The organism is Gemmobacter sp. 24YEA27 (assembly GCF_030052995.1).
In the GTDB taxonomy this organism is placed as follows: domain Bacteria; phylum Pseudomonadota; class Alphaproteobacteria; order Rhodobacterales; family Rhodobacteraceae; genus Pseudogemmobacter.
Window position 1 is genome coordinate 93,081 of record NZ_JASJPW010000004.1, and the last position, 24,117, is coordinate 117,197.

At 63.0% G+C, this 24,117-nt stretch carries 25 protein-coding genes and 2 pseudogenes; 4 read left to right on the forward strand and 23 right to left on the reverse strand.

The features are described from left to right. The first annotated feature begins 524 nt into the window (after nucleotides 1–524). Together QNO18_RS21630 and QNO18_RS21635 are read left to right on the forward strand one after the other, a co-directional pair. Nucleotides 525–1,304, forward strand: a complete 780-nt coding sequence (locus QNO18_RS21630; RefSeq protein WP_283179569.1) for a peptidoglycan-binding protein — start codon at nucleotides 525–527, stop codon at nucleotides 1,302–1,304. A gap of 50 nt (nucleotides 1,305–1,354) precedes the next feature. Next, nucleotides 1,355–1,597: a hypothetical protein gene (locus QNO18_RS21635; RefSeq protein ID WP_283179570.1), complete on the forward strand. Its 243-nt coding sequence runs from the start codon at nucleotides 1,355–1,357 to the stop codon at nucleotides 1,595–1,597. Between the two features lie 54 nt (nucleotides 1,598–1,651). On the opposite strand, the gene QNO18_RS21640 is transcribed toward QNO18_RS21635, so the two are convergent. From QNO18_RS21640 to otsB, 4 genes are read right to left on the reverse strand one after another with little or no spacing between them, the layout of a single operon-like run. Beyond that, the gene (locus QNO18_RS21640; protein WP_283179571.1) at nucleotides 1,652–2,560 is read right to left on the reverse strand and encodes a trehalose-6-phosphate synthase; all 909 of its coding nucleotides are present in this window, start codon (nucleotides 2,558–2,560) and stop codon (nucleotides 1,652–1,654) included. Further along, on the reverse strand, nucleotides 2,557–3,087 hold the full coding sequence (locus QNO18_RS21645) for a trehalose-6-phosphate synthase (RefSeq protein WP_283179572.1): 531 nt from the start codon (nucleotides 3,085–3,087) through the stop codon (nucleotides 2,557–2,559). The genes QNO18_RS21640 and QNO18_RS21645 overlap by 4 nt, the downstream gene beginning before the upstream one ends. Continuing rightward, nucleotides 3,084–4,928: a glycoside hydrolase family 15 protein gene (locus tag QNO18_RS21650; RefSeq protein WP_283179573.1), complete on the reverse strand. Its 1,845-nt coding sequence runs from the start codon at nucleotides 4,926–4,928 to the stop codon at nucleotides 3,084–3,086. Before QNO18_RS21650 ends, QNO18_RS21645 begins: the two co-directional genes overlap by 4 nt. 20 nt (nucleotides 4,929–4,948) lie before the next feature. Continuing rightward, nucleotides 4,949–5,938, reverse strand: a complete 990-nt coding sequence (gene otsB / locus QNO18_RS21655; RefSeq protein ID WP_283179574.1) for a trehalose-phosphatase — start codon at nucleotides 5,936–5,938, stop codon at nucleotides 4,949–4,951. 169 nt (nucleotides 5,939–6,107) lie between these two features. On the opposite strand from otsB, the gene QNO18_RS21660 reads away from it, so the two are divergent. Continuing rightward, on the forward strand, nucleotides 6,108–6,587 hold the full coding sequence (locus tag QNO18_RS21660) for a pyridoxamine 5'-phosphate oxidase family protein (RefSeq protein ID WP_283179575.1): 480 nt from the start codon (nucleotides 6,108–6,110) through the stop codon (nucleotides 6,585–6,587). A gap of 806 nt (nucleotides 6,588–7,393) precedes the next feature. Here QNO18_RS21660 and QNO18_RS21665 read toward each other — a convergent pair. Then, nucleotides 7,394–7,951 (reverse strand): annotated as a pseudogene (locus tag QNO18_RS21665) (SDR family oxidoreductase); the annotation flags it as partial. Further along, nucleotides 7,939–8,130 carry an SDR family NAD(P)-dependent oxidoreductase gene (locus QNO18_RS21670; RefSeq protein ID WP_283179576.1) on the reverse strand — a complete coding sequence of 64 codons (192 nt, stop codon included), beginning with the start codon at nucleotides 8,128–8,130 and terminating at the stop codon, nucleotides 7,939–7,941. The gene QNO18_RS21670 and the pseudogene QNO18_RS21665, both read right to left, overlap by 13 nt. Before the next feature lie 160 nt (nucleotides 8,131–8,290). Here QNO18_RS21670 and QNO18_RS21675 point away from each other — a divergent pair, with 160 nt between their 5' ends. Next, nucleotides 8,291–9,190 carry a LysR family transcriptional regulator gene (locus tag QNO18_RS21675; protein WP_283179577.1) on the forward strand — a complete coding sequence of 300 codons (900 nt, stop codon included), beginning with the start codon at nucleotides 8,291–8,293 and terminating at the stop codon, nucleotides 9,188–9,190. Nucleotides 9,191–9,234: 44 nt separating this feature from the next. Here the strand turns inward: QNO18_RS21675 and QNO18_RS21680 are convergent, their stop codons facing one another. The 17 genes and pseudogenes from QNO18_RS21680 to QNO18_RS21755 form a co-directional block, all read right to left on the reverse strand. Beyond that, entirely contained in the window at nucleotides 9,235–9,798 is a 564-nt protein-coding gene (locus QNO18_RS21680; protein WP_283179578.1) for an NAD(P)H oxidoreductase, read from the reverse strand. Between the two features lie 66 nt (nucleotides 9,799–9,864). Continuing rightward, on the reverse strand, nucleotides 9,865–10,911 hold the full coding sequence (locus QNO18_RS21685) for an ABC transporter ATP-binding protein (RefSeq protein WP_283179579.1): 1,047 nt from the start codon (nucleotides 10,909–10,911) through the stop codon (nucleotides 9,865–9,867). After that, a complete protein-coding gene (locus QNO18_RS21690) occupies nucleotides 10,908–11,705 on the reverse strand; it encodes an ABC transporter permease (protein ID WP_283179580.1) in 798 nt (265 codons plus the stop codon). The genes QNO18_RS21685 and QNO18_RS21690 overlap by 4 nt, the downstream gene beginning before the upstream one ends. Next, nucleotides 11,705–12,616 carry an ABC transporter permease gene (locus tag QNO18_RS21695; protein WP_283179581.1) on the reverse strand — a complete coding sequence of 304 codons (912 nt, stop codon included), beginning with the start codon at nucleotides 12,614–12,616 and terminating at the stop codon, nucleotides 11,705–11,707. Before QNO18_RS21695 ends, QNO18_RS21690 begins: the two co-directional genes overlap by 1 nt. A 22-nt stretch (nucleotides 12,617–12,638) precedes the next feature. After that, nucleotides 12,639–13,448, reverse strand: coding sequence for an ABC transporter substrate-binding protein (locus tag QNO18_RS21700; RefSeq protein ID WP_283179582.1), 810 nt, complete (start codon nucleotides 13,446–13,448; stop codon nucleotides 12,639–12,641). Continuing rightward, on the reverse strand, nucleotides 13,411–13,668 hold the full coding sequence (locus QNO18_RS21705; RefSeq protein WP_283179583.1) for a hypothetical protein: 258 nt from the start codon (nucleotides 13,666–13,668) through the stop codon (nucleotides 13,411–13,413). Before QNO18_RS21705 ends, QNO18_RS21700 begins: the two co-directional genes overlap by 38 nt. A 33-nt stretch (nucleotides 13,669–13,701) precedes the next feature. Beyond that, nucleotides 13,702–14,706 carry a membrane dipeptidase gene (locus tag QNO18_RS21710; protein WP_283179584.1) on the reverse strand — a complete coding sequence of 335 codons (1,005 nt, stop codon included), beginning with the start codon at nucleotides 14,704–14,706 and terminating at the stop codon, nucleotides 13,702–13,704. 45 nt (nucleotides 14,707–14,751) lie between these two features. Further along, nucleotides 14,752–15,435: a glutathione S-transferase family protein gene (locus tag QNO18_RS21715; protein WP_283179585.1), complete on the reverse strand. Its 684-nt coding sequence runs from the start codon at nucleotides 15,433–15,435 to the stop codon at nucleotides 14,752–14,754. Then, a complete protein-coding gene (locus tag QNO18_RS21720; protein WP_283179586.1) occupies nucleotides 15,396–16,811 on the reverse strand; it encodes an amidohydrolase family protein in 1,416 nt (471 codons plus the stop codon). The genes QNO18_RS21715 and QNO18_RS21720 overlap by 40 nt, the downstream gene beginning before the upstream one ends. A 508-nt stretch (nucleotides 16,812–17,319) precedes the next feature. Further along, nucleotides 17,320–17,940, reverse strand: a complete 621-nt coding sequence (locus QNO18_RS21725) for a LysR family transcriptional regulator (protein ID WP_283179587.1) — start codon at nucleotides 17,938–17,940, stop codon at nucleotides 17,320–17,322. A 357-nt stretch (nucleotides 17,941–18,297) separates the two neighbouring features. Beyond that, nucleotides 18,298–19,392, reverse strand: a complete 1,095-nt coding sequence (locus QNO18_RS25825; protein WP_349293925.1) for a TRAP transporter fused permease subunit — start codon at nucleotides 19,390–19,392, stop codon at nucleotides 18,298–18,300. After that, nucleotides 19,392–20,318, reverse strand: a complete 927-nt coding sequence (locus QNO18_RS25830; RefSeq protein WP_349293926.1) for a TRAP transporter fused permease subunit — start codon at nucleotides 20,316–20,318, stop codon at nucleotides 19,392–19,394. The genes QNO18_RS25825 and QNO18_RS25830 overlap by 1 nt, the downstream gene beginning before the upstream one ends. 119 nt (nucleotides 20,319–20,437) lie before the next feature. Beyond that, nucleotides 20,438–21,454, reverse strand: a pseudogene (locus QNO18_RS21735) (TAXI family TRAP transporter solute-binding subunit). Between the two features lie 1,064 nt (nucleotides 21,455–22,518). Further along, on the reverse strand, nucleotides 22,519–22,776 hold the full coding sequence (locus tag QNO18_RS21740; RefSeq protein ID WP_283179588.1) for a DAK2 domain-containing protein: 258 nt from the start codon (nucleotides 22,774–22,776) through the stop codon (nucleotides 22,519–22,521). After that, nucleotides 22,776–23,114 carry a DAK2 domain-containing protein gene (locus QNO18_RS21745; protein WP_283179589.1) on the reverse strand — a complete coding sequence of 113 codons (339 nt, stop codon included), beginning with the start codon at nucleotides 23,112–23,114 and terminating at the stop codon, nucleotides 22,776–22,778. Before QNO18_RS21745 ends, QNO18_RS21740 begins: the two co-directional genes overlap by 1 nt. Beyond that, nucleotides 23,111–23,296 (reverse strand): dihydroxyacetone kinase subunit DhaK, encoded by a 186-nt coding sequence (locus QNO18_RS21750; RefSeq protein ID WP_283179674.1) that lies wholly within the window; start codon nucleotides 23,294–23,296, stop codon nucleotides 23,111–23,113. The genes QNO18_RS21745 and QNO18_RS21750 overlap by 4 nt, the downstream gene beginning before the upstream one ends. After that, nucleotides 23,251–24,108, reverse strand: coding sequence for a dihydroxyacetone kinase subunit DhaK (locus QNO18_RS21755; RefSeq protein WP_283179590.1), 858 nt, complete (start codon nucleotides 24,106–24,108; stop codon nucleotides 23,251–23,253). The genes QNO18_RS21750 and QNO18_RS21755 overlap by 46 nt, the downstream gene beginning before the upstream one ends. Between the last annotated feature and the right edge of the window lie 9 nt (nucleotides 24,109–24,117).

Genomic DNA, 24,117 nt, shown 5'->3' on the forward strand with positions numbered 1-24,117 from the left:
CAGGGGGAGAAACCCATTGGCCCGCGATTTGTTCCAAAGTGATCCCGCCCTGCGCGGTATTGACCCGCTTTTGTTCCGCTCCACCGCAGCCGGGAGGCGAAAAAGCGCTCTATGCCCGGTCGTGACGGGAACAGAGCCTGCCGCAGCGGGTTTGCTTCCTGTGCCGGACACCATTCCGGCCTCACATCAGACGGAGGATTTACAATGCCACATGGGGGCGAAGATCCCGATCTGCCGGTCACACCGGTTCCACCCGCAGGCCCGGATGTACCGCAGGATCCGCCCGATACTCCGGTACAGGACCCAAGTCCGGGCCGCCGCGGCCCCGATATCCCGCAACTCCCCGATGTCGGAGACCCTATACCGGCGCCAGATCGGCCCGAGGGCCCGGTCGCCTCTTCCCGGCACGGCGGGGCAGGAGCCTTGCAAGCCCGGTCCGCCACCGCCGCGTCAGGGCAGTGCGCGTGCTGAGGCGGTCTTGTGCCATGACAGGGCGCACGGCGCCTGACCAAAGGAGGAACACTATGAGGAAGTCAGTCTCTGTACTTGCGATTTTCGTCTGTCTCGGGGGGCAGTCTCCGGCACAGGCCCAGGGTGACCTGGAAGGTATCATCTCGGGCGTTGCACAGGGCCTGCTGGTGCAGGAGCTTGACCGCCAGGCCGGCGCCGAGGCGCGGCAGGCGGGAACGCTGAATGGCTGGCGTGCCTATCTGCAACGCTTCCCAAATGGTCTTTCCCGTGCCGAGGCGGAGCGCGAAATCGCGCGGCTTGGCGGTGTGGTCCGACCTGCCGACCCGACGCCCCTGCCCGCACCTGCGCCTTCCGACAGTGCCAGCAGTGCAGAAGCGGCACTGGCACTGAGCCGCGACCAGCGGCGCCAGATCCAGAGCCAGCTGACCTCGCTCGGCTATGACGCCGGGGTGGCGGATGGGCTCTGGGGGCGCAAGACCCGCGACGCCATACGGCGCTGGCAGACGGCAAACGGGGTGGCCGCCAGCGGTTATGTGACCGACCGCCAGGTCCGCCAGCTTCGTGAACAGGCCGGAACGGTATTGCCGCCCGAGGATCCTGTCGCCATGGACGACCGGGCAGAGGAACGCCTCCTCGGGCTGACGGTCTCTGAACGCCGCGACCTTCAGCGCCGCCTGACGGTGCTCGGCTACAACACGCGGGGCGCCGATGGTGTTCTGGGTCAGAACAGCCGCAATGCCATCGCGGCCTGGCAGCGGGACGAAGGGCTGCGGGCCAGCGGCTATATCACCGCCGACCAGCTGCGCGAACTGCGCCGGCAGAGCGGCGGGTGAAAACCGGCACCCGGGGGGATGCCCTGAACCTGATATGAAAGGAGAAGAGGATGTTTCCCTGGCTTCGCCTGCTGCTCGTGCATCTCTGGGCGGCCTGCATCGCCGGAACGGTGGTGATCGCGGGTCTCGCGCTTGGCTATTATAATGCGGGAACCTTTGTCATCGCGGCCCTGACCGGGCTGCTGCCTGGCGTTCCGGCAGGCCTTCTGAACTGGATCTGGCTGCGCCCGAACCGGTCACGCGAGATCGGCTGGACCTGGCCCATCGCACGTTTTATCCGCCGCGCGACGTAAGGGTCTCTTGCCGTTATGTGACAGTGGCGGGCCTTTCGGTATTTGGCACCCGGGTCAGACAACAGTCTGACCCGGCGCGCGGCGGTCAACCTCGGCCTGAGAGGCGAAAGCGGGGCGATCCTCCCCAAGCTGCGCCATAAAGCTCCGGCACCAGGCAAATACATCATGTTCCGCCAACACCGCTGACATAGCGGCATGGCGCGCCTTACGCTCTTCGCGGGGCATTGCAACCGCCTGCGCAATGGCACGCGTGATGGTTTCGTCATCATAAGGGTTGACCAGCAGCGCGCCGTCCCGCAGCTCGGCTGCGGCCCCGGCGAAGCGCGACAGGATCAGAGTGCCGGGATCCTCGGGATCCTGGGCCGCGACATATTCCTTTGCCACCAGATTCATGCCGTCGCGCAGGGGCGTGACCAGCCCGATCCGGGCAATGCGGTACAGCCCCGCCAGCGTCTGCTGGCCAAAGGCGCGGTTCACATAGCGCACCGGCATCCAGTCAAGCCGGCTGTGCATGCCATTGATCTGTCCGGCCAGACCGGCCACTTCCTGGCGCAATGTGTCATATTGCGCGACGCCTTCGCGCGTCTGCGGTGTAACCTGCAAATATGTCACCCGGCCCAGCCATTCCGGACTGGATTCAAGAAAACGGCCAAAGGCATGCATGCGCTGCGGCAGGCCCTTGGTATAATCAAGCCGGTCGACACCCATGATCAGCATCCGCCCCTCGAGCGAGCTGCGGAACTTGCGCATCGCGACATTGCGCACGGCATTCGCGGCGGTACGGCCAAAGGCTGCCGCATCGATGCTGATCGGGAAGGCACCGACCTGGAACCGCCGGCCATTGGCGAGATGGGTACCATCCTCGCCCGAAACCGGCTTTGCGATCCCGCTGCGGCTGAGGCAGAGGCTGAAATTCCCGGCATCCGGCGCGGTCTGAAAGCCCAGGAGATCATAGCTGGTCATCGCACGCAGCAATGTCTCGCCCACCGGAGGGTAAGAAAAACATCCGGCGCGGGCCAGGGTATATGCATGAAAAACCCGATCCTGTTCGTGATCCCCAGTTTTCGCAGTTCGGCCGCCAGCGGGATCAGGTGGTAATCATGGATCCAGATCAGATCGCCTTCGCGGATCAGAGGCGCAAGACGCCCGGCAAAAAGTCGGTTGACGCGGAAATATCCCTCGGCATCGCGGCGGCTGTAATCTGTGAGGTCGATCCGGTAATGGCACAAAGGCCAGAGCACGCTGTTTGCAAGGCCATTGTAATATTCCGACAGATCGCGCTCCGACAAATCGCTCAGCGCATAGGTGATCTGGCCTTCCTCAAAAAGCTTCAGCGGTCCGGGATCGGCCTCGCCAGAGGATTGCCCGGACCAGCCCATCCAGACCCCGCCGCGTTCCTGCAGCGCGGCCCGGACGGCCACCGCAAGCCCGCCCTGTGGCGGGCGGTCCGGCGCAGGCACACGGTTCGAGACGACGATAAGACGGCTCACAGCACATCCTCCCAGGGGCGCGACAGCGCCATCGCGGCATTGATCAGCCCGACCATCGAATAGGTCTGCGGGAAATTGCCCCAGAGCTCGCCGCTTTCGACATGGACGCCCTCCGAGAGAAGGCCCAGATGGTTCCGCCGCGCCAGCACATCGGCGAAGATCCCGCGCGCCTCTTCTTTGCGGCCGGTGCGCACCAGCGCATCGATCAACCAGAAGGTGCAGGCGGTAAAGGCGGTCTCGGGCGCGCCGAAATCATCGGGGCGGCGGTAGCGGTAGAGGTGGTTTCCGAACCGCAGATCTGCCTCGCAGGCCGCAACCGTAGCCAGAAAGCGCGGATCATCGGCGGCAATGAACCCGGTCTGCGCCATCAGGAGCAGGCTCGCATCCACCTCATCGCCGCCAAACGCTGCCACGAAGCAGCCGCGCTCAGCGTTCCAGCCCAGGCGGAAGATTGCCTCGCGGATCTTCGACGCGCTGGCGGACCAGCGCGCGGCCTCGGGCGCGAGGTCCAGCTTGCGCGCGATCCGCGCCAGCCGGTCGCAGGCGGCCCAGCACATCAGCGCGGAATGGGTATGGACCTCTTCGCGGGTGCGAAACTCCCAAAGCCCCGCATCGGGCTGGTCCCAGCAGGCTTCGGCCTCGGCCCCCAGCTTTTCCAGCCGGCGGAACAAAGTCTCATCCCCCATATCGGGCAGACGTTCGTCAAAGAAACACTGGATTGCCGCCAGGATGACAGAGCCGTAGCCGTCATTCTGCACCTGGGCGAAGGCCGCATTGCCACGCCGGACCGGTCCAAACCCGCGATAGCCCGGCAGGGCGGCGACGATATGCTCGTCCAGCACCCGCTCCAGCCCGAGGCCGAACAGCGGCTGCATATAGCCGCTGTCAGACCCTGCCGCGAGGTTCGACACATAGCTGAGGTAGTTTTCCATTGTCCTGGTGGCGTTGAGACTGTTCAGCGCCTGGACGGTGAAATAGCTGTCGCGGAGCCAGCAGAAGCGGTAATCCCAGGTCCGTCCGCTGGCGCCATATTCCGGGATCGAGGTGGTGAGGGCCGCGACAATCGCCCCGGTTTCCTCGTTCGAGCAGAGCTTCAGCGTGATTGCCGCGCGGATGACCACATCCTGGAAATCGGCGGGCAGCGCCAGGCTGCGGACCCAGTTCCGCCAGTAATCAGTGGTCTCTTGCAGGAAATGGCGGGCAAGGACCATCGGATGATGCGTCAGGCTCTCATCCGGCCCGAGGATAAAAGCCTGCGGATGCTCCAGCAGGAAAGGGGTCTCTGAGAGGATGTAATCGACCGGCGCATCGGTGGTCAGGCGCAGCACCTCCGGCCCGAGGATATAGCGGATATGGCTGGTGCCGCGCGTCATTCCGGGCGTATTGGTACCATAATCGGATCTTGGCCGCAGAGAAACCGTCAGCCGTGGTGTGCCGCGCAGCGGCTCGACGATGCGCAGGACGGAATAGCCGCGGAATATGCGGCCATTGCGCAAAAAGCGCGGCGCGAAATCGAGTATCCGCGCCTCATTGCCGTGTTCATCAGTCAGGATCGTTTCCAGGATGGCGGTATTGCGCAGATAGCGCTGGCGGGCTTCCGTCTGGCGGTCCAGCCGGATGCGCCAGGCGCCGTCGCGGGCATCGGTTCCCCCGCCCGAGCCGCCGACCAGCAACCCGCAAAAGACCGGATCGCCATCCATGCGCGGCACGCACATCCAGTCCAGTCCGCCGTCGCAGTCGATCAGCGCCGCAAGGCTGGCATTGCCAATGACGGCGCGATCGAGGCCCGGATCAGTTCTTTGATCAGCACGGGCGCCGTCAGCGAGTGTTTCTTCTGTCATAAACCTCAGTCTCCTGCGCTTTACGCTGCGGCGAGGTGGGTCAACCAGGCCCGGAAGGTGGCCGGGCTGGCAATTCGTGCAGTGGCAGCGCTCGGGCTGTCCTGCGCTCCGATGCGGATCGAGAGCCCCCCCAGGGCATTGGCCGCCTTAAACATGGCCTCATCGGTGAGGTCATCGCCGGCAGCCAGGGGATGTCGGCTGTTAAACGGCGGCGATGCCATAAGGTTCCGGAGCGCGGCCCCTTTGTCCGCACCGGCGGGGCAAAGTTCGATGACGCATTTCCCCTCCCGCAGCCGGTAGCCGGGCCCTGCAATACGCGCGGCCTCAGCCATGATCCGCTCCGCCTCTCCGCGCAGTTCGGGCGCCTGTCGATAATGCAGGGCGAAGGCGGCTCCCTTATCCTCGGTCAGAAGGCCGAGGCCTCGGGCCGCTGTGTTCATACGGGAAAAGGCTGCCTGAAACGATTGGGTTTCTCTTGTCGGTGCAGCAATCGCGGCAATCCCGACCCCGGCTGCTGTGCCAGGGCGCAGTTCGGCCCCGTGCAGCCCGGCCACAGTGAAATGATGACCGGGGAAATGATGGCCTGGGAACAGGGCGTCGACAAAAGCCACCTGGCGCCCGGTCACCAAAGCCAATGCGCCAGCTGTCCTTCTTTCCAGCTGCAGCAGCAAAGCACGCAGCCCCGGTTCCGCCACCACCTGATCCGGCGTTGCTGCCAGATCGAGCAAAGTTCCATCCAGATCCAGGAAGAGCGCAACATTGCCGGGGTCTGGCAGATTTGGCCCGTCCTCGGTGACCAGGACAGATGTCCGGGACGATAAGTCCGGCGGTTCTGAAAAGCCCTTACCTTCCGGCGGGACTTCCGGTGACGCTTCCTGTCGATTTTTAGCAACCATATCCGGAATAGTGGGCATATCCCACCCGGGTTGCAAACAGGGGCGCGGATCTTCGCCTGGCGATGCACCTGACGACGCAGCCGGGAACGCGTTCAACAGGCGATGCAGGGCCACCCGACGACGGTTTCGCGCCTTGTGTGTTCTTCCTGGGCAGGCTGCGCCACACCGCGCCTCTGACGGGCATAAACCTGCTGATCGCGCAAATCTTGCGCATCCGGGCCGGAGCGACGGGAACAGATCGGTCCTTCGCCAGTTCAGAACCCGACAGCAACAGGAGGACGTTATGTCGACAGCCGCTGAACTGGAGACCAGACTCTGGAACGCCTTGCGCTCGGACCGTGTGCTCATGTTGGGCCTTGCGGGCAAGGATGACGGCCATACCCGGCCGATGACCGCAATCCTCGAGGACGAGGATCGAAGCCCGATCTGGTTCTTCACCAGCATCGACAACGAGATCGTGACTGCAGGTGGCGGGCGCGCAGTGGCGGCCTTTGTTTCAAAAGGCCATGATCTCTTTGCGACGATTCATGGCAAAGTGACCGTCGACACTGATCCGCTGGTGGTTGATCGCCTCTGGAACAGCATGATTGCAGCGTGGTTCGAGGGCAAGGGTGACCCGAAACTGCGCCTTCTGCGCCTGGATCCGGAAGGTGCGCAGATCTGGGAGAACGCCTCCTCGATCCTCGCGGGTTTCAAAGCGCTGTTCGGCGCAGACCCGAAGGAAGATTACAAGAGCAAGGTCGCCTCCGTCCCGTTGCGCTGATGTGGTGCGCTGATGTGGTGCAATGCAAGCGGGGCCGGAACCCGGAAGGCCGCTGAAGATGTGAATGCCCGGCCAAATCAGGCCGGGCGCGCCTTTTGCACGCCGCTGTCAAGGTAAGGCGTACTGAAAGGGCTGGGAGATCACGGGATGTGTGATGGGCTGGCAGGACAGCCATCATAGCCCCGTATCTTCAAAACGCTGATCGGCCGGTTGCCGGGTGGGATCGATCTGTCGGACAGCGTCGAGAACGAATTCTATAGCCTGACGCCTGCGAGATTTTTCGGCCGGCGGTCCGTCAGGCCGGAATGGAAGCTTTCGGTGAGACCAGGGCATGGGTTCTCGTGCGTTTCGACCGGACCCGGACCCGTGACGGTCGCCTTTTGCACCTGCCGCAGGAAGACTGCTGCCAGGCATTGTGCATCCCGCCGACGCTGAAATACCAGAGCGACGGCGGCCCGGGATGGTGGCCACTACCGGATGACGCCACTTTACACATCGTGACTGCACAGCCGGCACCCGCTGCCGGCAGATCGAACAGAAGCAGATGAAGCTGGCGATGTCTGCCGGTGACAGCCGCCACTATCGCCCCGACAAGATCCAGGGGCGGGGTGTCCCGTGCAAGGGCAGTCACCATCCTCGAGGAAGTCCGCAGCCGCTTTCCCCCAGCCCTGGACGAGGCGGCGAGCCAACTGCCCCAGGGGTTTTCCCGCCGCCGTCGTCAAGAGCGTTTCCGCCTGCGCAATATGGCGCAGCCGCAGCCTTCTGGCGCTCGGGGCGCAAATGGCCGGCCGCGCGGCGGGGCCCGGTCAGATCATGCCGCCATTGGCGCGCAGCACCTGGCCGTTGATCCAGCCGCCATCCGGGCCGACCAGGAAGGCGACCACGGCTGCGATGTCTTCGGGGCTGCCGAGCCGTTCGAGCGGGTTCATCTTCGCCAGATGCCCGACAAGCTCGGGCGTTTTGCCATCAAGAAACAGCGCGGTCGCGGTCGGCCCGGGCGCGACGGCATTGACGGTGATCGAGCGGCCCCGCAATTCCTTGGCCAGAATGCCGGTCAGCGTCTCAACTGCGGCTTTGGTGGCAGCGTAAATGCCGTAGGTTTCAAGTTTAAGCCCCACCACGCTGGTTGAAAAATTGACGATGCGCCCGCCGTCGCGCAGGCGTCTTGCCGCCTCGCGCAGGGTGTGGATCGTGCCTCTCAGGTTGATGTCGATCTGGCTGTCGATCAGCGCGTCTTCGCTCTGGCCGATCGGGGCCAGCTTCATGATTCCGGCATTGTTGACGAGAACATCAATACCTCCGAAAGCGGTCTCGACAGTGTCGAACATACGGGTGACAGCGCGGGCATCACTTACATCGGCCTGGACGGTGAGGGCCCTGCCGCCCGCTTTTTCGACAGCGGCCGCAAGCTCTTCAGCAGGCCGACCGAGCCTGCGTAATTGATGACGACGGTGTAGCCGTCGGCGGCAAGGTGACGGGCGATGGCCGCGCCGATGCCGCGAGACGCGCCGGTGACAAGGGCGACCTTATTGGTATCAGTCATTTCATTTCTCCTGTGTTCAGCGTCCATGCGCCGGATTGCAGGAAATATGCGCCTTTCTTTGAATTGAATAATCACCTATGTTTTGGCATCACTATTCCACTGTAGCGAACAAAAGCGGGACGGCATTCGCAGCACCCGCGCGGGAAACAGAGCAGAGACGATGGACCGACTGGACGCGATGCGGCTCTTCACGCGGGTCGTCGAAAGACGGAGCTTCACCCAGGCGGCTTTTGATCTCGACATTCCGCGCTCAACCGCGACCCAGGTGATCCGGCAGATGGAGGACCGCCTCGGAGCGCGGCTGCTTCAGCGCACGACGCGCAGCGTGCGGCCGACCCTCGACGGCGAGGCATATTACCGGTGCTGCATCACAATTCTTGCCGATGTCGAGAATGCCGAAGGGGCTTTTGCCGGTGCAACGCCAGAAGGACCGCTGCGCGTAGATGTACATGGCACATTGGCGCGCCACTTCATTCTGCCAGCCCTGCCGCAGTTTCTGGAGCGCTATCCCGGGATCGCACTTTACTTGAGCGAGGGCGACCGGCTGGCAGATCTTGTGCGCGAGGGGATCGATTGCGTGCTGCGTGTCGGCCAGCCGCAGGACAGCGAGATGATCCTGCGCCGTCTCGCCAGCCTGGCAGAGGTCACCCTTGCCTCACCGGATTATCTGGCCCGGTTCGGCAATCCCGCTGATGTTGACGCCCTTGCCGGCGGCCATCGCATGATCGGATTTCACTCGACTGCCACCGGGCGGCTGATGCCGCTGGAGTTTTCGGTTGGCGGCAAGGTGCGCGAGGTGGTCCTGCCGACAACGCTTACCGTCAATGCCGCCGAAAGCTATGTGGCGGCCGCCAGGCTGGGCCTCGGAGTGATCCAGGTGCCGCATTACCATGCCGAAGCCGCGATTGCTGCCGGCGATTTGGTCGAGGTACTGCCGGCCAGCCTGCCGCCACCCCTACCTGTTTCGCTTCTCTATCCCACCAACCGGCAGCTGTCGCCCCGGGTGCGATTGTTCATCGACTGGGCGGCGCAGCAGTTTGCCAGCGGGCAGCGGGCCTGACACTCGCGCCTGATGCACGGGCCGGGCCCTTGCCGGTATGGGGTTCAGAACGTCCGGCCAAGCATCGTGGCCCGTTCCAGCAGGCCGGAGCGACTGCTTTCTGACCCTGTACTGCCATGCAGAAGCTCCAGAGACGCGTCCGCTATACCGCAATAATTGAGGACGCCCTGCACCAGCTGTGTCTGCATGGCGCTGTCATAGCTGCGCTTCGCATATTGCCCGGCATCGGCTGAGGCGAGGCCGATCATCAGGGCCTTGTTATGTGTCAGTTTGCGCGCGCCATAGGCCCAGTCACGGTTCCAGACCCGGTCGATCCAGCCCTTGCTCGTGGCTGGCAGCGACCACCACCAGACCGGAAACACAAAGGCGAGCGCGTCGTTTCTCGTGACGCGCGCCTGTTCGGCCAGAACGGCGGGGCTGTAGATTTTACCGGGCGCATCACGATCAGGCTCGTCTTCTACGCCCAGGCGCGGATCAAAGCCTTCCGCACGCAGATCGGCGATTTCGGCCTGATGCCCAGCCTCTTGCAGTCCGGCGACAAAACGGTCGAGAACCGCGCCGCAGAACGAATTCCGGCGCGGATGATCAAAAACGACCAGGACGTTCAAATCGGGCCTCCATACTTTTGTGATGCGTCATCTGGCACAGCCGGTTCCGGCAGCGCCCGTGACCGCTCAGGGCAGAATCCAGGGCTGCCGCAGGATGCGGAGAGAGACCTGGTCTCCCGGACGCAGATCCGCGGTCAGGTCGGGGGCCTGCCGCACCAGAATTCGGGCACCGGATGCGAGGCAGACCAGGATTTCGACGACTGGTCCCAGGAACACGATGTCGGTAATGGTGCCGGTCAGGGCGGCGGTTCCGGGGTCGCTGCGCAGAACGGTGAAATCTTCGGGCCGGAACAGGGCCGCGCCCTTGCCAGGCTGAAAGCCTGGCGTTCCGGTGGAATCCTCACCCGCCAGGGCGACAGCAGGGTGCGCCTCGCCAAACATCTCTGCCGGCAAGAGGTTCGAATGGCCGACAAAGCCCGCGACAAACGCGCTGCCTGGCTTCTGGTAGATCTCTCCTGGCGTCGCGAACTGTTCGACCGTGCCATTGTGAAAGACCGCGATGCGATCAGAAAGCCGCATCGCCTCTTCCTGATCATGGGTGACGTAAAGGATCGTGGCGCCGGTGCTGTCATGGATCCGTCTGATCTCGCGCTGCAGATCCAGTTTCAGGCTCTGATCCAGCGCGGCCAGCGGTTCATCCATCAGCAGCATCTCCGGCTCGTAGGCCAGGGCGCGCGCCAGGGCGACCCTTTGCTGCTGCCCGCCCGAAAGAGCAGTCGGCCGGCGATCCGCGAATTCCTCAAGCCGCACAAGCGCCAGCATCTCCTCGAGCCGCCGCTTTTGCCGCTGCCGGTCCCATTTGCGCATCTTCATCGGAAAGGCGATGTTTTCTGCGACAGTCAGATGCGGGATCAGCGTGTATCTCTGGAAGACCATGCCGATATTGCGCAGGTTCGGCGCCACTGGCAGCAGCGAGTCACCCGCAAGCCGGATATCCCCGGTGCTGGGTGTTTCAAGCCCTGCGATCATATAGAGCAGCGTCGATTTGCCCGAGCCGGACGGGCCCAGAAAGGTGACGAATTCGCCGCGTCCGATCTCCAGGCTGACATCGCGCACGGCAATGCTTTGGCCAAAAGATTTGCTGAGCGCGTCAATTGAAAGCCAGGCTGTCATCTGCCCCTCCGGGTCAGGATTGCCGCGATCAGCAGCAGGATCAGGGAAAAGGCCAGCACCATCGTCGAGGCCACCGCAATCACCGGCGTCAGGTCCTGGCGCAGCGTGGTCCAGAGCTTGACCGGCAGGGTTTGCAGGTTCGGGCCCGCCATGAAGATCGAGATGACGATCTCGTCCCAGGAAATCAGGAAGGCGAAGATCACCGCTGTGATGATGCTGAGACGAATGGACGGAAAGGTCACATGCAGCCGCGCCCGCCAGCGGCTGGCGCCGCAAAGGACGGCTGCGTCCTCAAGCGAGGGATCAAAGCTGTTCAGCCCGTTCACAAGGATGATCACGGTGAAGGGCAGGGCCACGATGGCATGGGACAGCACGAAGCCAATGAATGTGTCATTCAGCCCGGCCCGCAGCGCGAGAGAATAGATCCCCACGGCCAGAACGACCACCGGCAGCACCATCGGCATCAAAAGCAACATATGCAGCCACCAGGCCCCGCGCAGCCTGCCGCGGCTCATCGCAAGGGCTGCACCCAGACCGAAGACCACCGCGATCACCGCCGCAGCAAGCCCGACCCGCAGGCTGGCACCGAGGGCCGCAAACCAGCCGGGATCGGCGAAAAACGCCTCATACCATTTCAGCGTCCATCCCGGCGGCGGGAAGATCAGCCAGCGGGACGATCCGAAGGACAAAAGCACGATGAAAACGACCGGCAGCAGCAGGAAGGCGGCCACCAGAAGCCCGATCGCAACCAGGACCCAGCGGAGGGCGCCGAGATGGCGGAAATCCAATAACATCAGCGGCCTCCCTTTGCGGAGCGCAGCGGGTCGAACAGGCGCAGTTGCAGGGCATAGGCCGCAAGCGTGATGGCAAAGAGGATAAAGGCTGCCGCCGCGCCGAGGCCCCAGCGAAGCAGGGATTGCACCAGATGCACGATCAGCTCGGCCAGCATCATGGTTGAACTGCCGCCCAGCATCACGGGCGTGATGAAATAGCCCAGCGACATGACAAAGACCATCAGGGCGCCCGCCGCGATCCCCGGCGCGCAGGCCGGCAGGAAGACATGCAAGAAGCACTGCCATCGGTTTGCGCCGCAAAGCGCGGCGGCCCGCAACAGGCCCGGCTCGATCGCGCGCATCGTGCTGAGCAGGGGAAAGATCACGAAAGGCAGCAGGATATAGGTCATGCCGATCACGACCCCGGTCATATTGTTGACAAGGCTCAGCGGCTCCGAGATGAGGCCAAGCCCTTTCAGCATCCGGTTGATCACGCCATTGGACTGCAACAGGATCAGCCAGGCAAAGCTGCGCGTCAGCAGGCTGGTCCACATCGAGATGAAGATCAGCCCCAGAAGCGCCATGCCCCAGAACCGGTTTGAAACCGCAATCAGCCAGGCGACGGGAAAGCCTATCAGCACCGTCACCACGGTCACCACCGATGCGATGGTGAATGTGTTGAGCAAAACCGTGCGATAGGCCCCCGATTGCAGCAATTCGGCATAATTCCCGAGCCCGGCTTCGGGCTCGAGAATGCTTCTGGCCAGCAGCAGCGCGACCGGCAGGATGAAGAAAAACAGAACCAGAAGCAGCGCCGGAACCGCAAGGGTCGCGGTCGCTCCCCCAAGCCTTGCGCGCAGCCCCGCGCCCCGGCCCCGGGAGGCAGGGCCGGACAGTGGCACGGAGCGGGTCTCGTCAGGGCCTGTCTGCATCTGTTTTTCCCCTCATGACGGATCAGCCTGCCTGCCACTCATACCAGCGCGCGCTGATTGCGTCGCGATTTGCGGCCCACCAGGCGATGTCCAGCGGCACATTCTGCGCTGCATGTTCACTGGGCTGATAGGGCAGGATCTCTGCCGCCAGCTCAGGGATCGCGCCGGGATTGGTCGGCCCATAGGCCGAGAGATTGGCCATGCGGGCCTGGCCTTCTGCGCTGCCCGCATAGGCAAGAAAGCGCATCGCCGCCTCTTTGTTCGGCGTGCCTTTGGGCACGACCAGCACATCGGCCGCGACCAGGTTCTGATCCCAGGAGATGCCGATATCCAGCCCATCCTGGATCAACGACCAGAGACGCCCGCTCCAGAGCATCCCGATCTTGGTCTCGCCCGAAGCGACCAGCTGCTGCGATTCCGCGCCGCTGCTGTACCAGACGATCTGGGATTTGATCTCGTCGAGTTTCCTGAACGCGCGGTCCAGATCGAGGGGATAGAGATCCTCGGGCTTTACGCCATCTGCCAGCAGTGGCACCTCCAAGAGGCCCGGCCCGACCCATTTGTAATAGGCGCGTTTGCCCGGGAATTTTTCGAGATCGAAAAGATCCGCCCAGCCTGCGGGCTCGGTATCGAAGCTGTCTTTGACAAAGCCGAGCACATGGGTCGAGACATAGCTGCCGATGGTGTAATCGGTCACAAAGCGCGGGTCATGCGAGTCGCGGTCGATGATCGAGAAATCCAGTTTCTCCAGCAGCCCCGCATTGCCGGCAAAGACGCCGAAGTCATGTTCGACATCAACCACGTCCCAGGTGACATTGCCGGCCTCGACCATCGCCTGCAGCTTGCCGTAATCCGAGGGCCGCCGGGGCCACTTTGATCCCGGTCGCCTCGGTGAAGGGGCCGATCCATGCCTCTTCCTGCGCGGCCTGGGTGGTGCCGCCCCAGCTGATGAAATTGACCACTTTACCATCGGCCAGGGCGCTGCGCGCGCCGATCAGGGCCAGTGCGGTGCCCGAGCCGAGAGCGGCAAGGAGAGAACGTCGGTTTATCATGGGTTTCTGTCCTGTTTTCGGTATGAGGGGAAATCAGCCGAGGATCCGGCGATAGTAATCCAGCCAGTTCTGGCCGAGGAAATCGTCGATCTGCTCCTCGGTCCATTTGCGGCGCGCAAGCTCATCGGCAAGGCGCGGCAGGTCTGCGGGCGTGCGCATCCATTCCGGCCAGACCGGCGGCACCACCGGCGCCCAGTCATAGGTCGACCGCCCGGTCCGGACCTGACGGATATAGGACAGCGGGCGCCGCCAGACGAAATCGGTGCCAAGCCCCAGCGATTTATGGCCAACCACCGAAGCCGCATGTTCGACCATATCGACAAAGGTCTCCAGCTTGCAGTCAATCCCGCCGGGAAGCATCGCGGGAAACAGCACCATCCCGAACATGCCGCCGGTTTCGGCCACCTTCTTCAGCACATCATCGGATTTCAGCCGATGGGTCAGCTCGAATTTATGGCCGTATTTCGTGCCGAAACTTGACGGGTTGGAATGGGTGACGGCGATCGGCTGGCTCGAATGCTCGATACTGTCCAGCGTGGTGCGCAACCCGCAATGCGACACATCGACGATCATCCCGAGGCGGTTCATCTCGGAAATTATCTTCTTGCCGTAAAGCGACAGCCCGCTGTCATTCGGCTCCAGACAGCCCGAACCCGCCAGGCCCTGGTGATTATAGCTCATCTGCAGGCAGCGAATGCCCAGGTCATAGAAGATCTCGACCAGCGCCAGGTCATCTTCCAGCGGCAGGGTGTTCTGGAAACCGAGGATGACGGCGGTGCGGCCGCTTTCGGCGATCCGGGTGATGTCATCGGCGGTCCGGGCCTGCTCGATCAGATCGGGATGGTGCCGGAAGGCACGCCGCCAGCGCGACAGGGCGGACAGCGCGTCACGTGTGTTGTCGAAGGTATAGTTCATGCAGGTGGTATGAACACAGGACAATCCGCCGCGGTTCCATTCCTGAAAAACCTCGACATCGCATTCATCGGCCTGCAATCCGTCAATCAGGATGCGGCGCTTTTGGGGGGTGAGTTCGGACATGGTTGCCTCGTCGGGTCAGGATTTGCGGGTCAGGATTTGAAGGTGTCAGAAGAAAGGGGCGGTGATGGATTCCGCCGCAAAACTGCGCTGGATCGCGGGGCGCTCGACCAGAGTGTCGAGATGGCGGGCCAGGTCTGGGAAGCTGCGGGTGGGTGTTGAGAGCAGGCGGCACCAGCGCCCGAGGAGCAGCAGGTAAAGATCGGCAATCGAAACCCGCTCGCCCGCGAGCGCGCTCCGCCCCTGCAAGGCCGCATCCAGCACGGTCAGATGGCGCAGAAGATGCTCCTCCATCCGCTCCCGATAGGCGGGCTCGTCTTGGGGCGGCACATAGAATTCGGGGCGGTAATACTGCCAGAAATCCACCTGGACCGTATTCGTAAGAAAGGTCAGCCATTGATAGGTCAGGGCCCGCTCGCGGCTGCCAGGCGCGGCGATCAGACCCGCCTCGGGATGACGGTCTGCCAGATGCAGGCAGATCGCCGCCGCCTCGAACAGCGTCAGATCGCCATCGACGAGCGTCGGAATTCTTCCATTCGGGTTCAGCGCCAGATAGTCCGCACTTTGATGCTCGCCCTTTTTGCGGTCGACGAGGATCAGCTCATAGGGCGCCCGATTTCGTTCAGCACAAAATGGGGCGCGAGACTCGCAAGTCCCGGCGCGTAATAGAGTTTGTACATTCTGGGGTGTCCTCAGCTCAGGCCGGTATTTTGCGGCGGATCGGCCTGCCATCGCGGTTTCATATCGAGGCGCTCCAGCATCCGCAGATGCGAATGCCGCGCCTCGTCATAGGCTTTCGCGGCATCAACGAGCTGCGGGTGACCGTCCGCCCAGACGAGGACGCCGTTGACGATCACCCTGTCGACCGATTTTGACCCGCAATTATAGACCAGCGACTGCACCGGATCAGACCATGGATGCGCCTCGGGCAGATCGGTGCTGCGGATGACGATATCGGCGTATTTCCCCGGTTCCAGCGAGCCAAGATCGGCTGCCATTCCCACCGCTTTCGCACCGCCGATGGTGGCCAGTTCCAGCACATCCATCGCGGTCATCTGCTGGCCGTCGCCCTTGGCGCGGGTGCCCAGAAGCGCGACAAGCCCCTGAAACCCCACATCATAGCGACAGCCGGAGGCAACACCGTCGCTGGCGAGCGAGACATTGGCGCCGTGGCGGCGCATCTCGAGATGCCTTGCATGTTTTGCCGCCTGCGCGCCCAGATTCATCGAGGTCACCGGGCACCAGACCGCCGTCACCCCGGCTTCTGCCGCCAGCTTCGCCTCATCGGGATCGAGATCATTCATATGGCTGAACGTCATATTCTCGCCCAGCAAACCGTGATCGGCATAATGGCAGATCGCCCGTTTCCCCAGGCGCGCGGCATCGGCCCCGGCATCATGGTGGTCAAAGGACTGATGCATGGTCAGGATCACGCCATTTGCATCCGCGACCGACTTTGCCGCCTGAAGCAGTTCGTCCGAGGCCGAACCCAGCCCGAAAACCACGACACAGCCGCGGATCAGCGGCTCTTTCACCGCCGTATTGCGCTTCAGCTGGCCACCCAAGAGATCAAGGCTGCGGTCCAGATCGCGCGCGGCCCGCGACATGTCGTAAACGCCATCGCTGATCGGCAGATCCCACAGGAACGGATCCCCGATAAACCCCCTGATGCCGAGCTCAGCGGCAGCTTCGGCGGCGGCATCGGCATATTTCAGCGTTCCGGCCTCAAGAAAGCAGGTCGTGCCATTCGAGAGCATTTCGAGGCAGTTGAGCATGGTCGCCGCGCGCTCATCGGCAAGATCGGAGAGGTCCCACCACCGGCGCAGCACATTCATCATCGTGCCGGTTTCCAGCGTATCCGGCAGCGCGCCCCGGGCGGTGTTCATGAAATGCACATGGGTGTCGATGAAACCGGGATGAACCGTGCCGCCTCTGGCGTCGATCACCTTATCCGCGCGGTAGCGGGTAAGGAGCTCCGCCTCTGGCCCGACATCAACGATACGCCCGCCACTGATCGCGATCGCCCCGTTGGGCAGGCAGCGCCGGCCGGCATCCATGATGATGACAAAGCCGTTGCGGATCAGACTATCGACAGGCAGCTGCTCCATGACATAGGCTCCACAAAGGCTGTTTCCTGTGGCACCCCTTTGGAAGGCGCGCCGCTTCTCTCCAATCATAGGGGGTCAGCCGGGTCGCTCAAATACTTATTACGACTTTGTTGATAGATATTTCGTATCAATAGCGTCGGGGGAGGAGCCGGCCATGATCAGACAATCCCAGCCGGCAGTTTTGCTGTAACGGCCCGCGTTGCCTTGCCAAAGCTTTCGTGGGGAGGTTTTCCGGCACCCACTGCCACAGTGCGGGCCCGACTCGGGGCCTGATCACGGATCGCATCGATGATTGACATGACAGCCGGGCTGCTGGCGGCCGCCTCAGGGAAAACCGCGTGCAACGTGCTGACGGCCGTCAGATCCGGCGGGCACAGGACCGCGACCCCTCTCGTTACGGCGGCCACGCTTTCCGGGACAAGGCTGTACCCGCAACCGGCCGATACCAGCGCGACCATTGTCAGGGTGGAGCCCACGACCTGCGACACCTCGGGCGAGAATCCGGCGGTCATGCAGGCCCCCATGACGGCATCGAAATAGCCCGGTCCGATATCGCGGGAAAAGAAGACAAAAGGCTCGACGGCCAGATCTGCCAGCCGCAGCGTCGGATCGCCGACCCGGGATGATCTTCGGCCAGCACAAGGACGAGACGGTCAACGGACACCTCTTCCGTCACAAAACCAGGCGCACGCCAAGGGCCCCGGATCAGGGCGATATCCAGTTCGCCTTCCAGCAGCATCTCGCCCTGGCGCACCGAATTCGCCTCGGTCAGACGAAGCTCGGTTTCGGGCCAGGCCTCGCGGAAGACTTTCAGGATCCCCGGCAGCAACACCGAGGACGAGCTGACAAAGCCGAGGCGGAGCGTCTCGCCTTCGGCACGCTGCACGGCCCCGAAAGCGATCTCGGCGGCCTTGAGCGCGCGCCGCGCATGGGGAAGGAGCCGGCGCCCTGCAGGGGTCAGCCTGACCCCTTTTGTGTCACGGTTGAACAGTGCCTGCCCGACATAATCCTCAAGCTGGCGGATCTGCTGGGACAAGGGCGGCTGCGAGATATGAAGCTTTTGCGCTGCATTGCGGAAATGCAGCTCCTCCGCGACGGCGACGAAATATCTAAGCTGACGCAGATCCATATTTCATCAACTCCCTTGCGGCAGAATATGAGATGGGCGGGGACGCGGAATTCCAGGCTGCCCCGGTGAAGGCGCTGACTATAGGGCCGGATCCGGGCGCCAGCCACCTGGGGTCCCGGAACCATGTTCTCTTCTTCTTCGCTTGCATAGCGTTAACCTGCTAAAGGTTGCCAGCATCGCAAAACTGGACACGATCTGACCGGAACAGTTGCGCCGGTGACAGATTTCTCATGCAGCGCGCCGCCCGCACTGAAGGGCGCGGTCACTGACGATACCTTTCCCCGAAATCCCACCCGCAAGCGCCCTGCAGGCCGCTTGCGGGTGGGAAGACAGGTTCTGGCCTGCGCCCCTGACGCCTCAGGCCGGCAGGCTGCCGCTGTGCCGGCGGAGCATCGGGCGCAGCAGGATCGGCAGGAAGATCGCCGTGCCGATGAGGGTGGTGACGATCTCGGGGGCGACCAGCAGGACGGCGGCGATCGCGAGGAGCCAGCGCTCCCACACATAAAGCCGGTCGGTCAGATAATCCGGGAAAGCCGCCGAAAGCGCGATGATCCCCAGGGCACAGCCATAGACCGCAAGGGTGAATTCCGACCATGAAAAGTTCTGCACCATGATCAGCATCGAGGGCGAGAAGACGAAAGGCACCATGACCTTGCCCATCGAAAGCCGGAACGCGGTGTTGCCGGTGGTGAAGGGGTTCGAATTCGCAATCCCCGCCGTGGCATAGGCACAAAGCGCGACCGGCGGCGTGATGTCGGCAAGGATGCCGTAATAGAAGACGAAGAAATTCGCCACGATCTGCTCGACACCCAGCATGGCAAGGATCGGCGCCGCGACCGTCACCATGATCAGATAGTTCGCCGTGGTGGGAACGCCGGTCCCCATCACGATACAGACGATTGCGGTCAGCAAAAGCGTCAGCAACAGGGTCAGGCCCTCGGGTGTCATGATACCGAAGGGGATCCAGGCAGACAGCGATCCGGCCCAGTCGCCTGCGGTCTGGGTGACGATATAAGCCACCTTGAACGACACACCCGTCAGGGTGAAGACGCCGATAATGATGCCGACCGTGGCCGCCGCCGCCCCCACCGCCAGCGCCAGCGCATATTTCGCGCCGACCACAAAGGCCGCGAAGATATCGGCAATCGTCATCCGGTTGCGCGGATTGACGAGACCGATGATGATGCAGAACGTGATCCCCCAAAAGGCGGCAAGGTAAGGCGTATTGCCGTTCATCAGCACGCCGACCAGCACGAAGAACGGGAAAAGCGTCGGCCAGTCGCGCCTGAGGATCGACCAGATTTTCGGCATCTCATCCCGGCTCAGCCCGCGCAGGCCCTGACGTTTGGCCTCGAAATGAACCTGCATCAGCACGCCGAAAAAATGCATGAAGGCCGGCACCAGGGCCGCGATCATGATATGGGTATAGGGGATGCCGAGGAATTCGATCATCAGGAAGGCGGCGGCCCCATGATGGGCGGCGTGATCTGCCCGCCGGTTGAGGCGGCGGCCTCGACAGCGGCGGCAAAGTGGCGCTGATAGCCGACCCGCACCATGGCGGGTATGGTCAGCGCGCCGGTTGTGACCGCATTTGCGATCGACGAGCCGGTGATCGTTCCCATCATCGCCGATGAGAGCACCGCGACCTTGGCAGGCCCGCCGGCATAGCGCCCGGCAATCGAGGTGACGGCATCGATGAACAGCTGGCCAAGCCCCATCCGGGTCGCCAGCACCCCGAACAGCACGAAATGGAAAACATAGGTCGCCACCACGCCCACCGGCATGCCGTAAATGCCCTGGCTCGTCAGATAGAGGTGGTTCACCAGCGCCGACCAGCTTGCGCCGGGATGGACCAGCATCCCGGGCATCTGGCGGCCGAAAATCGCGTACAGGATCATGAGCGCGGCAATCACCGGCAACGGCCACCCCATCGAGCGGCGGGTCGCCTCAAGCAGCACGACGATCAGCGTGGTGCCCATGACCAGATCCGGCATCGAGGGATTGCCGACCCGGAAGGCCAGCTCCGGGAAGACCCAGGGCACATAAAGCGTCGAGACGGCAGCGGCCGCCTTCATCACCCAGTCGTAAATCGGAATTCCCGCCGGGCGCCAGAGACTGGAGCGGTGCAGCCGGTCGTCGGCACGCCGGGCGGCAAACACCAGAAAGATCAGCGCCAGCACGAAAGACATATGGATGGCGCGATGCGTCACCTCGCGCATCAGGCCAAAGCCGGCGGTGTAATAATGAAACGCCGAAAGACTGAAAAGGGCCACGGCCGCCAGGCCGACTGTGAATTTCTCTTCCAGCGCGCGGGCTTCTGCCTCGTCAGGCCGGATGTCGCGGGGCTCTGCCGCCCCTTGTCTGTGCGGATCGCTCATCGGAACTCTTTCTGTTCTGGAGGTTGGCACGGAAAGACGAAAGCACGGCAGGTCGCGGCGCCGCGAGCAGAGGGGCGGGGTTTAACCACCCCGCCCCAGGCTTCGTCTTTCAGGGCAGATCACTCAGCGGCGGGGATCCCGAGGCCTGCCTCGCGGTAGAACCTTTCGGCGCCCGGATGCAGCGGAATGCCAACGCCATCCAGCGCATGGTCCAGCACGATTTCCTTGCCTTTGGCGTGACCCGCATCCAGAAGCGCCCGCGAGTTCTTGTTCCAGACCGCTTTGGTGATCTCCTAGATCAGGTCTTCGGGCTGAGAGGCACCGGTGATCCAGAGCGCGCCCACCGCCAGCGTCGCCACATCCTGATCAACACCCTGATAGGTGCCTGCCGGAATGGTGTTCGGCGCGAAGAAACCATAATCTTTCAGCACGCCCTCGGCCTCGGGGCCGGTCAGCGGAACGATGGTAATGTCGCGGCTGGTCGCCAGCTCGGCAATCGCCCCGGCGGGGAAGCCACCCACGAAGAAGAAGGCGTCCATATGACCGTCACGCATCAGATCGGCGGCCTGGTTCGGCTTCAGATATTCCGGGGTGATGTCAGCTTCCGAGAGGCCCCAGGCCGCAAGGATCAGCTGTGCATCGACCAGCGTGCCCGAGCCAGGCTCGTCCAGCGAGACCTTCTTGCCCCTGAGGTCAGCAACCGAATTGATCCCGGAGCCGGCCCGCGCCACCAGGTGGATCGATTCCGGGTAAAGGTTTGCGATGGCACGCAGCTCGGTCACCGGCTCCTGGCCATCGAAAACGCCGGTGCCGGTCCAGGCCCAATAGGCCACGTCGGATTGCGAAAAGCCCGATTCAATCGCGCCGCCCTTGATGCCGTTGACATTTGCGACCGAGCCGTTCGAGGCGATTGCAGTGGCCACGAGGCCTGGCGCGCCGCAGCTGCCCCCCTCGTTGCAGGCCCGCGAGCCGGGCGGGTTCGAGATCGCGTTGGCCAAAAGCCCGCCGATCGGGAAATAGGTTCCGGCGGTGCCGCCGGTTGCGATGCGGAAGAAGCTGATCTCCTGCGCCGACGCCCCCGAGGCGCCAAATGTGAGTGCCGCTGCCACCAGCAGTCTGGTAAGTCTGCCCACCATTAATTCGTTCTCCCTGTTATTATTTGTGCAAGGAAGGCTAGCGGCAGGTTCCCCATGTAACATCCCGTGAATCCATTGAATGCGCACTGTAGCGACCCGTGCCACTGCTGCGGTGTGGTTTTGCGCAGCTGGCGCGCCCCTTCGGGCACCGGTCGCAGGCTGGCGTGTGGGGCTCAAATGGCCCGCTGACCAGATGAGCCCGACGAGATCAGGACGGCAGATCGAAGCCTCGCGCATCCATGTCCCGCCGGGTGACCTGACCTGCGTCGCAGTGTTCCAGCCTATCCTGGAGCGATCATCACCATTTAAGCCGGCAGCAGTGCGCATTTCCGGGTGCCAGAGTTGATCGGTCACATCCATCAGATTCTGATGATCCCGCAACAGTATGAGCGCCCGTATGTTAAGCGCCAGAAAAACGACGCACCAATGCCAAGGCAATTGTCACCACGGCTCGCCAGCCCGGAATGCGCTTTGTGCCTACGAAAACCGACCGGCAGCAGGCCCGTGCTATGCTGTGCCGCGCCAGGGAACGCCTTTCGCACCAAAGAACCGAACTATTAAATACGGTGCGCGTCGTTCTTTATGAGTTCGGCTTTGTGGTTCGGCAGGCCTCAGGCACATCGGTCGTGTGAACGCTGTTCTTGATACAGGTGAAGCAGCGGTCGCTCGGTGCGTGAGCGGAGAATTCCCAGATCTTCTGCGACACACTGCAGAACAAACAGCCTGTACCGACCAGAGAGCCGGGCGGCTTTCCGGTGGTGCCGAGGCGGCGAAGCATCTGCAGGCCGTGCCGGGGCAAGGCCCAATCACCGCCCTGGCATTCGAGGCCTTCGCAGCGGACATGAAGGCTTTTCGTCGGGCCGCGACTGCGCGGCCTGGCTGGAACGATCACGCCTCCCGCAAGCTTCCAGGCCGGAGAGAATGCTTGCAAGAAAGCCGCGCGTTCTGGTCGCAATTTCCGTGGCCCATAAAATGGCGCGCGCCATTTGTGACATAATAACGAAACAACAGGACTATGGGATCCCTGCTGCCGCTACGGCCTGATCCGGGCGCCTCGCCCGGACCTAAGCGGGATGCAAGCCTTCAAGGATCCGCTGAAATGCCAGCTGGCCGGGATCGGCAAGTCCGACCGAACGCTCTCCAAACATCCGGGCCCGGCCGAGAAGACAGGGTCGGGACCGAAATGCCTCGACGACCTCGCCTGCGCTGGCGGTTGCGACGCGCGCCATCTGCTCCGGTGGCACCCCGACAAGCGATCTCGCCACTGCGTCGAGACTGTCAAGCACCGTCTTGTCACCCAGATTTCCCTTGCCGCGCGCCATCATCGCATCCCGCCCCCTCCGACGAGGGCCGGAATCCGGGCGGGATCAAGGCTGTCAGTGCCCTTCAGCTCCCGCGCTGCCGACATGAATCCAGTTGCAATCAGCGTGCCATAGGAGGAGGACGACACCCGCTGAAAGGCCTTTGCCACTTCCAGAAGTGCCAGACCGAAATCAGCCGGGAGATCGATCCGCGCCGCCTCGGCAAATCCATTGGCGACGGTGATCCCCAGATCGCCGTCGCCAAGTTCGCCATCGGCGCGGCAAAGTTCATCCGAAAAGCCGGCGGTATAGGCTGCCACCCGCTCCAGCCCCGCTTTCAGATCGGCAACCGTAATCATGCGACGCTCCAGAAGGCACAATGCGCCGGCGCCTTCAGCCAGCGCTCCAGATCCGCGTCCAGTTTAAGTACCGTCAGTGTCAGGCCGGTCATCTCCATCGAGGTGGCGTAACGCCCGATCAGCAGCCCGGCTACAGTCACCCCGATAGCGTCGAGCCTGGCCCTGAGACGGCGGTAAAGGATATAAAGCTCCTCTTGCGGGTAGCCCCCAGCGAATTGACCAGAAGCGCGATGCGCGCCCCCGCTTCAAGCGGCTGATCAGAAACCAGCTGATCCAGCATCTCATCGGCGATCTCATCGGCGGTTTTGATGGCTGAGCGGTAAATGCCGCGCTCGCCATGAATACCCATGCCCATTTCCATCTCATTCTCGCCCAGCTCGAAAGTGGGTTTGCCATGCTGCGGAATGATGCAGGGCGTCAGCGCCATGCCGATCGACACGAGATTATCGGCGGCCTTTTGTGCAGCGGCGGTCACGCCGGCGAGGTCAAGCCCTTCATCCGCAGCGGCTCCGGCGATTTTGAAGGCGAAAACCATGCCACCGACACCACGGCGCTTGGCAGCCTCGCTCCTCGGGGCCGATACCACGTCATCGGTCAGAAGAACGGTCGATGTGGAAATGTCATTCTCCAGATCAACCATCTCGCAGGCCATGTCGAAATTCATCACATCGCCACCGTAATTGCCGTAGAGGCAGAGCACGCCTTTGCCGCGATCGGCAAGCCGGATCGCCTCGGCCATCTGTTCCGCCGAAGGGCTGGCGAAGACATCCCCGACCGCGCAGGCTGAAAGAAACCCCTCGCCGACATAGCCGGTGAAAACCGGCAGATGGCCCGAGCCCCCCCCGGAGACGATACCGACCTGGCCCTCGGCCGCGCCGCCGGCGCGCGCCACCACCCGGCGCGACGGCTGGGCATAGATGTCCGGATGGGCGAGGATCATGCCCTCAAGCATCTCATCAACGTAATGCGCGGGCTGGTTCAGGATTTTCTTCATCGTGGCGTC

Bases quoted from the DNA above. Each gene is read 5' to 3' on its own strand.
- QNO18_RS21635 (WP_283179570.1), top strand. From the start codon at position 1,355: ATGTTTCCCTGGCTTCGCCTGCTGCTCGTGCATCTCTGGGCGGCCTGC.
- QNO18_RS21685 (WP_283179579.1), bottom strand. From the start codon at position 10,911: ATGACAGCCTGGCTTTCAATTGACGCGCTCAGCAAATCTTTTGGCCAA.
- QNO18_RS21755 (WP_283179590.1), bottom strand. From the start codon at position 24,108: ATGAAGAAAATCCTGAACCAGCCCGCGCATTACGTTGATGAGATGCTT.
- QNO18_RS25830 (WP_349293926.1), bottom strand. From the start codon at position 20,318: ATGAGCGATCCGCACAGACAAGGGGCGGCAGAGCCCCGCGACATCCGG.
- QNO18_RS21675 (WP_283179577.1), top strand. From the start codon at position 8,291: ATGGACCGACTGGACGCGATGCGGCTCTTCACGCGGGTCGTCGAAAGA.
- QNO18_RS21720 (WP_283179586.1), bottom strand. From the start codon at position 16,811: ATGGAGCAGCTGCCTGTCGATAGTCTGATCCGCAACGGCTTTGTCATC.
- QNO18_RS21690 (WP_283179580.1), bottom strand. From the start codon at position 11,705: ATGTTATTGGATTTCCGCCATCTCGGCGCCCTCCGCTGGGTCCTGGTT.
- QNO18_RS21670 (WP_283179576.1), bottom strand. From the start codon at position 8,130: ATGACTGATACCAATAAGGTCGCCCTTGTCACCGGCGCGTCTCGCGGC.
- QNO18_RS21640 (WP_283179571.1), bottom strand. From the start codon at position 2,560: ATGACCAGCTATGATCTCCTGGGCTTTCAGACCGCGCCGGATGCCGGG.
- QNO18_RS21710 (WP_283179584.1), bottom strand. From the start codon at position 14,706: ATGTCCGAACTCACCCCCCAAAAGCGCCGCATCCTGATTGACGGATTG.
- QNO18_RS21700 (WP_283179582.1), bottom strand. From the start codon at position 13,448: ATGGTCGAGGCCGGCAATGTCACCTGGGACGTGGTTGATGTCGAACAT.
- QNO18_RS21715 (WP_283179585.1), bottom strand. From the start codon at position 15,435: ATGGCAGGCCGATCCGCCGCAAAATACCGGCCTGAGCTGAGGACACCC.
- QNO18_RS21660 (WP_283179575.1), top strand. From the start codon at position 6,108: ATGTCGACAGCCGCTGAACTGGAGACCAGACTCTGGAACGCCTTGCGC.
- QNO18_RS21745 (WP_283179589.1), bottom strand. From the start codon at position 23,114: ATGATTACGGTTGCCGATCTGAAAGCGGGGCTGGAGCGGGTGGCAGCC.
- QNO18_RS21740 (WP_283179588.1), bottom strand. From the start codon at position 22,776: ATGGCGCGCGGCAAGGGAAATCTGGGTGACAAGACGGTGCTTGACAGT.
- QNO18_RS21630 (WP_283179569.1), top strand. From the start codon at position 525: ATGAGGAAGTCAGTCTCTGTACTTGCGATTTTCGTCTGTCTCGGGGGG.
- QNO18_RS25825 (WP_349293925.1), bottom strand. From the start codon at position 19,392: ATGATCGAATTCCTCGGCATCCCCTATACCCATATCATGATCGCGGCC.
- QNO18_RS21695 (WP_283179581.1), bottom strand. From the start codon at position 12,616: ATGCAGACAGGCCCTGACGAGACCCGCTCCGTGCCACTGTCCGGCCCT.
- QNO18_RS21705 (WP_283179583.1), bottom strand. From the start codon at position 13,668: ATGATAAACCGACGTTCTCTCCTTGCCGCTCTCGGCTCGGGCACCGCA.
- QNO18_RS21650 (WP_283179573.1), bottom strand. From the start codon at position 4,928: ATGACAGAAGAAACACTCGCTGACGGCGCCCGTGCTGATCAAAGAACT.
- QNO18_RS21725 (WP_283179587.1), bottom strand. From the start codon at position 17,940: ATGGATCTGCGTCAGCTTAGATATTTCGTCGCCGTCGCGGAGGAGCTG.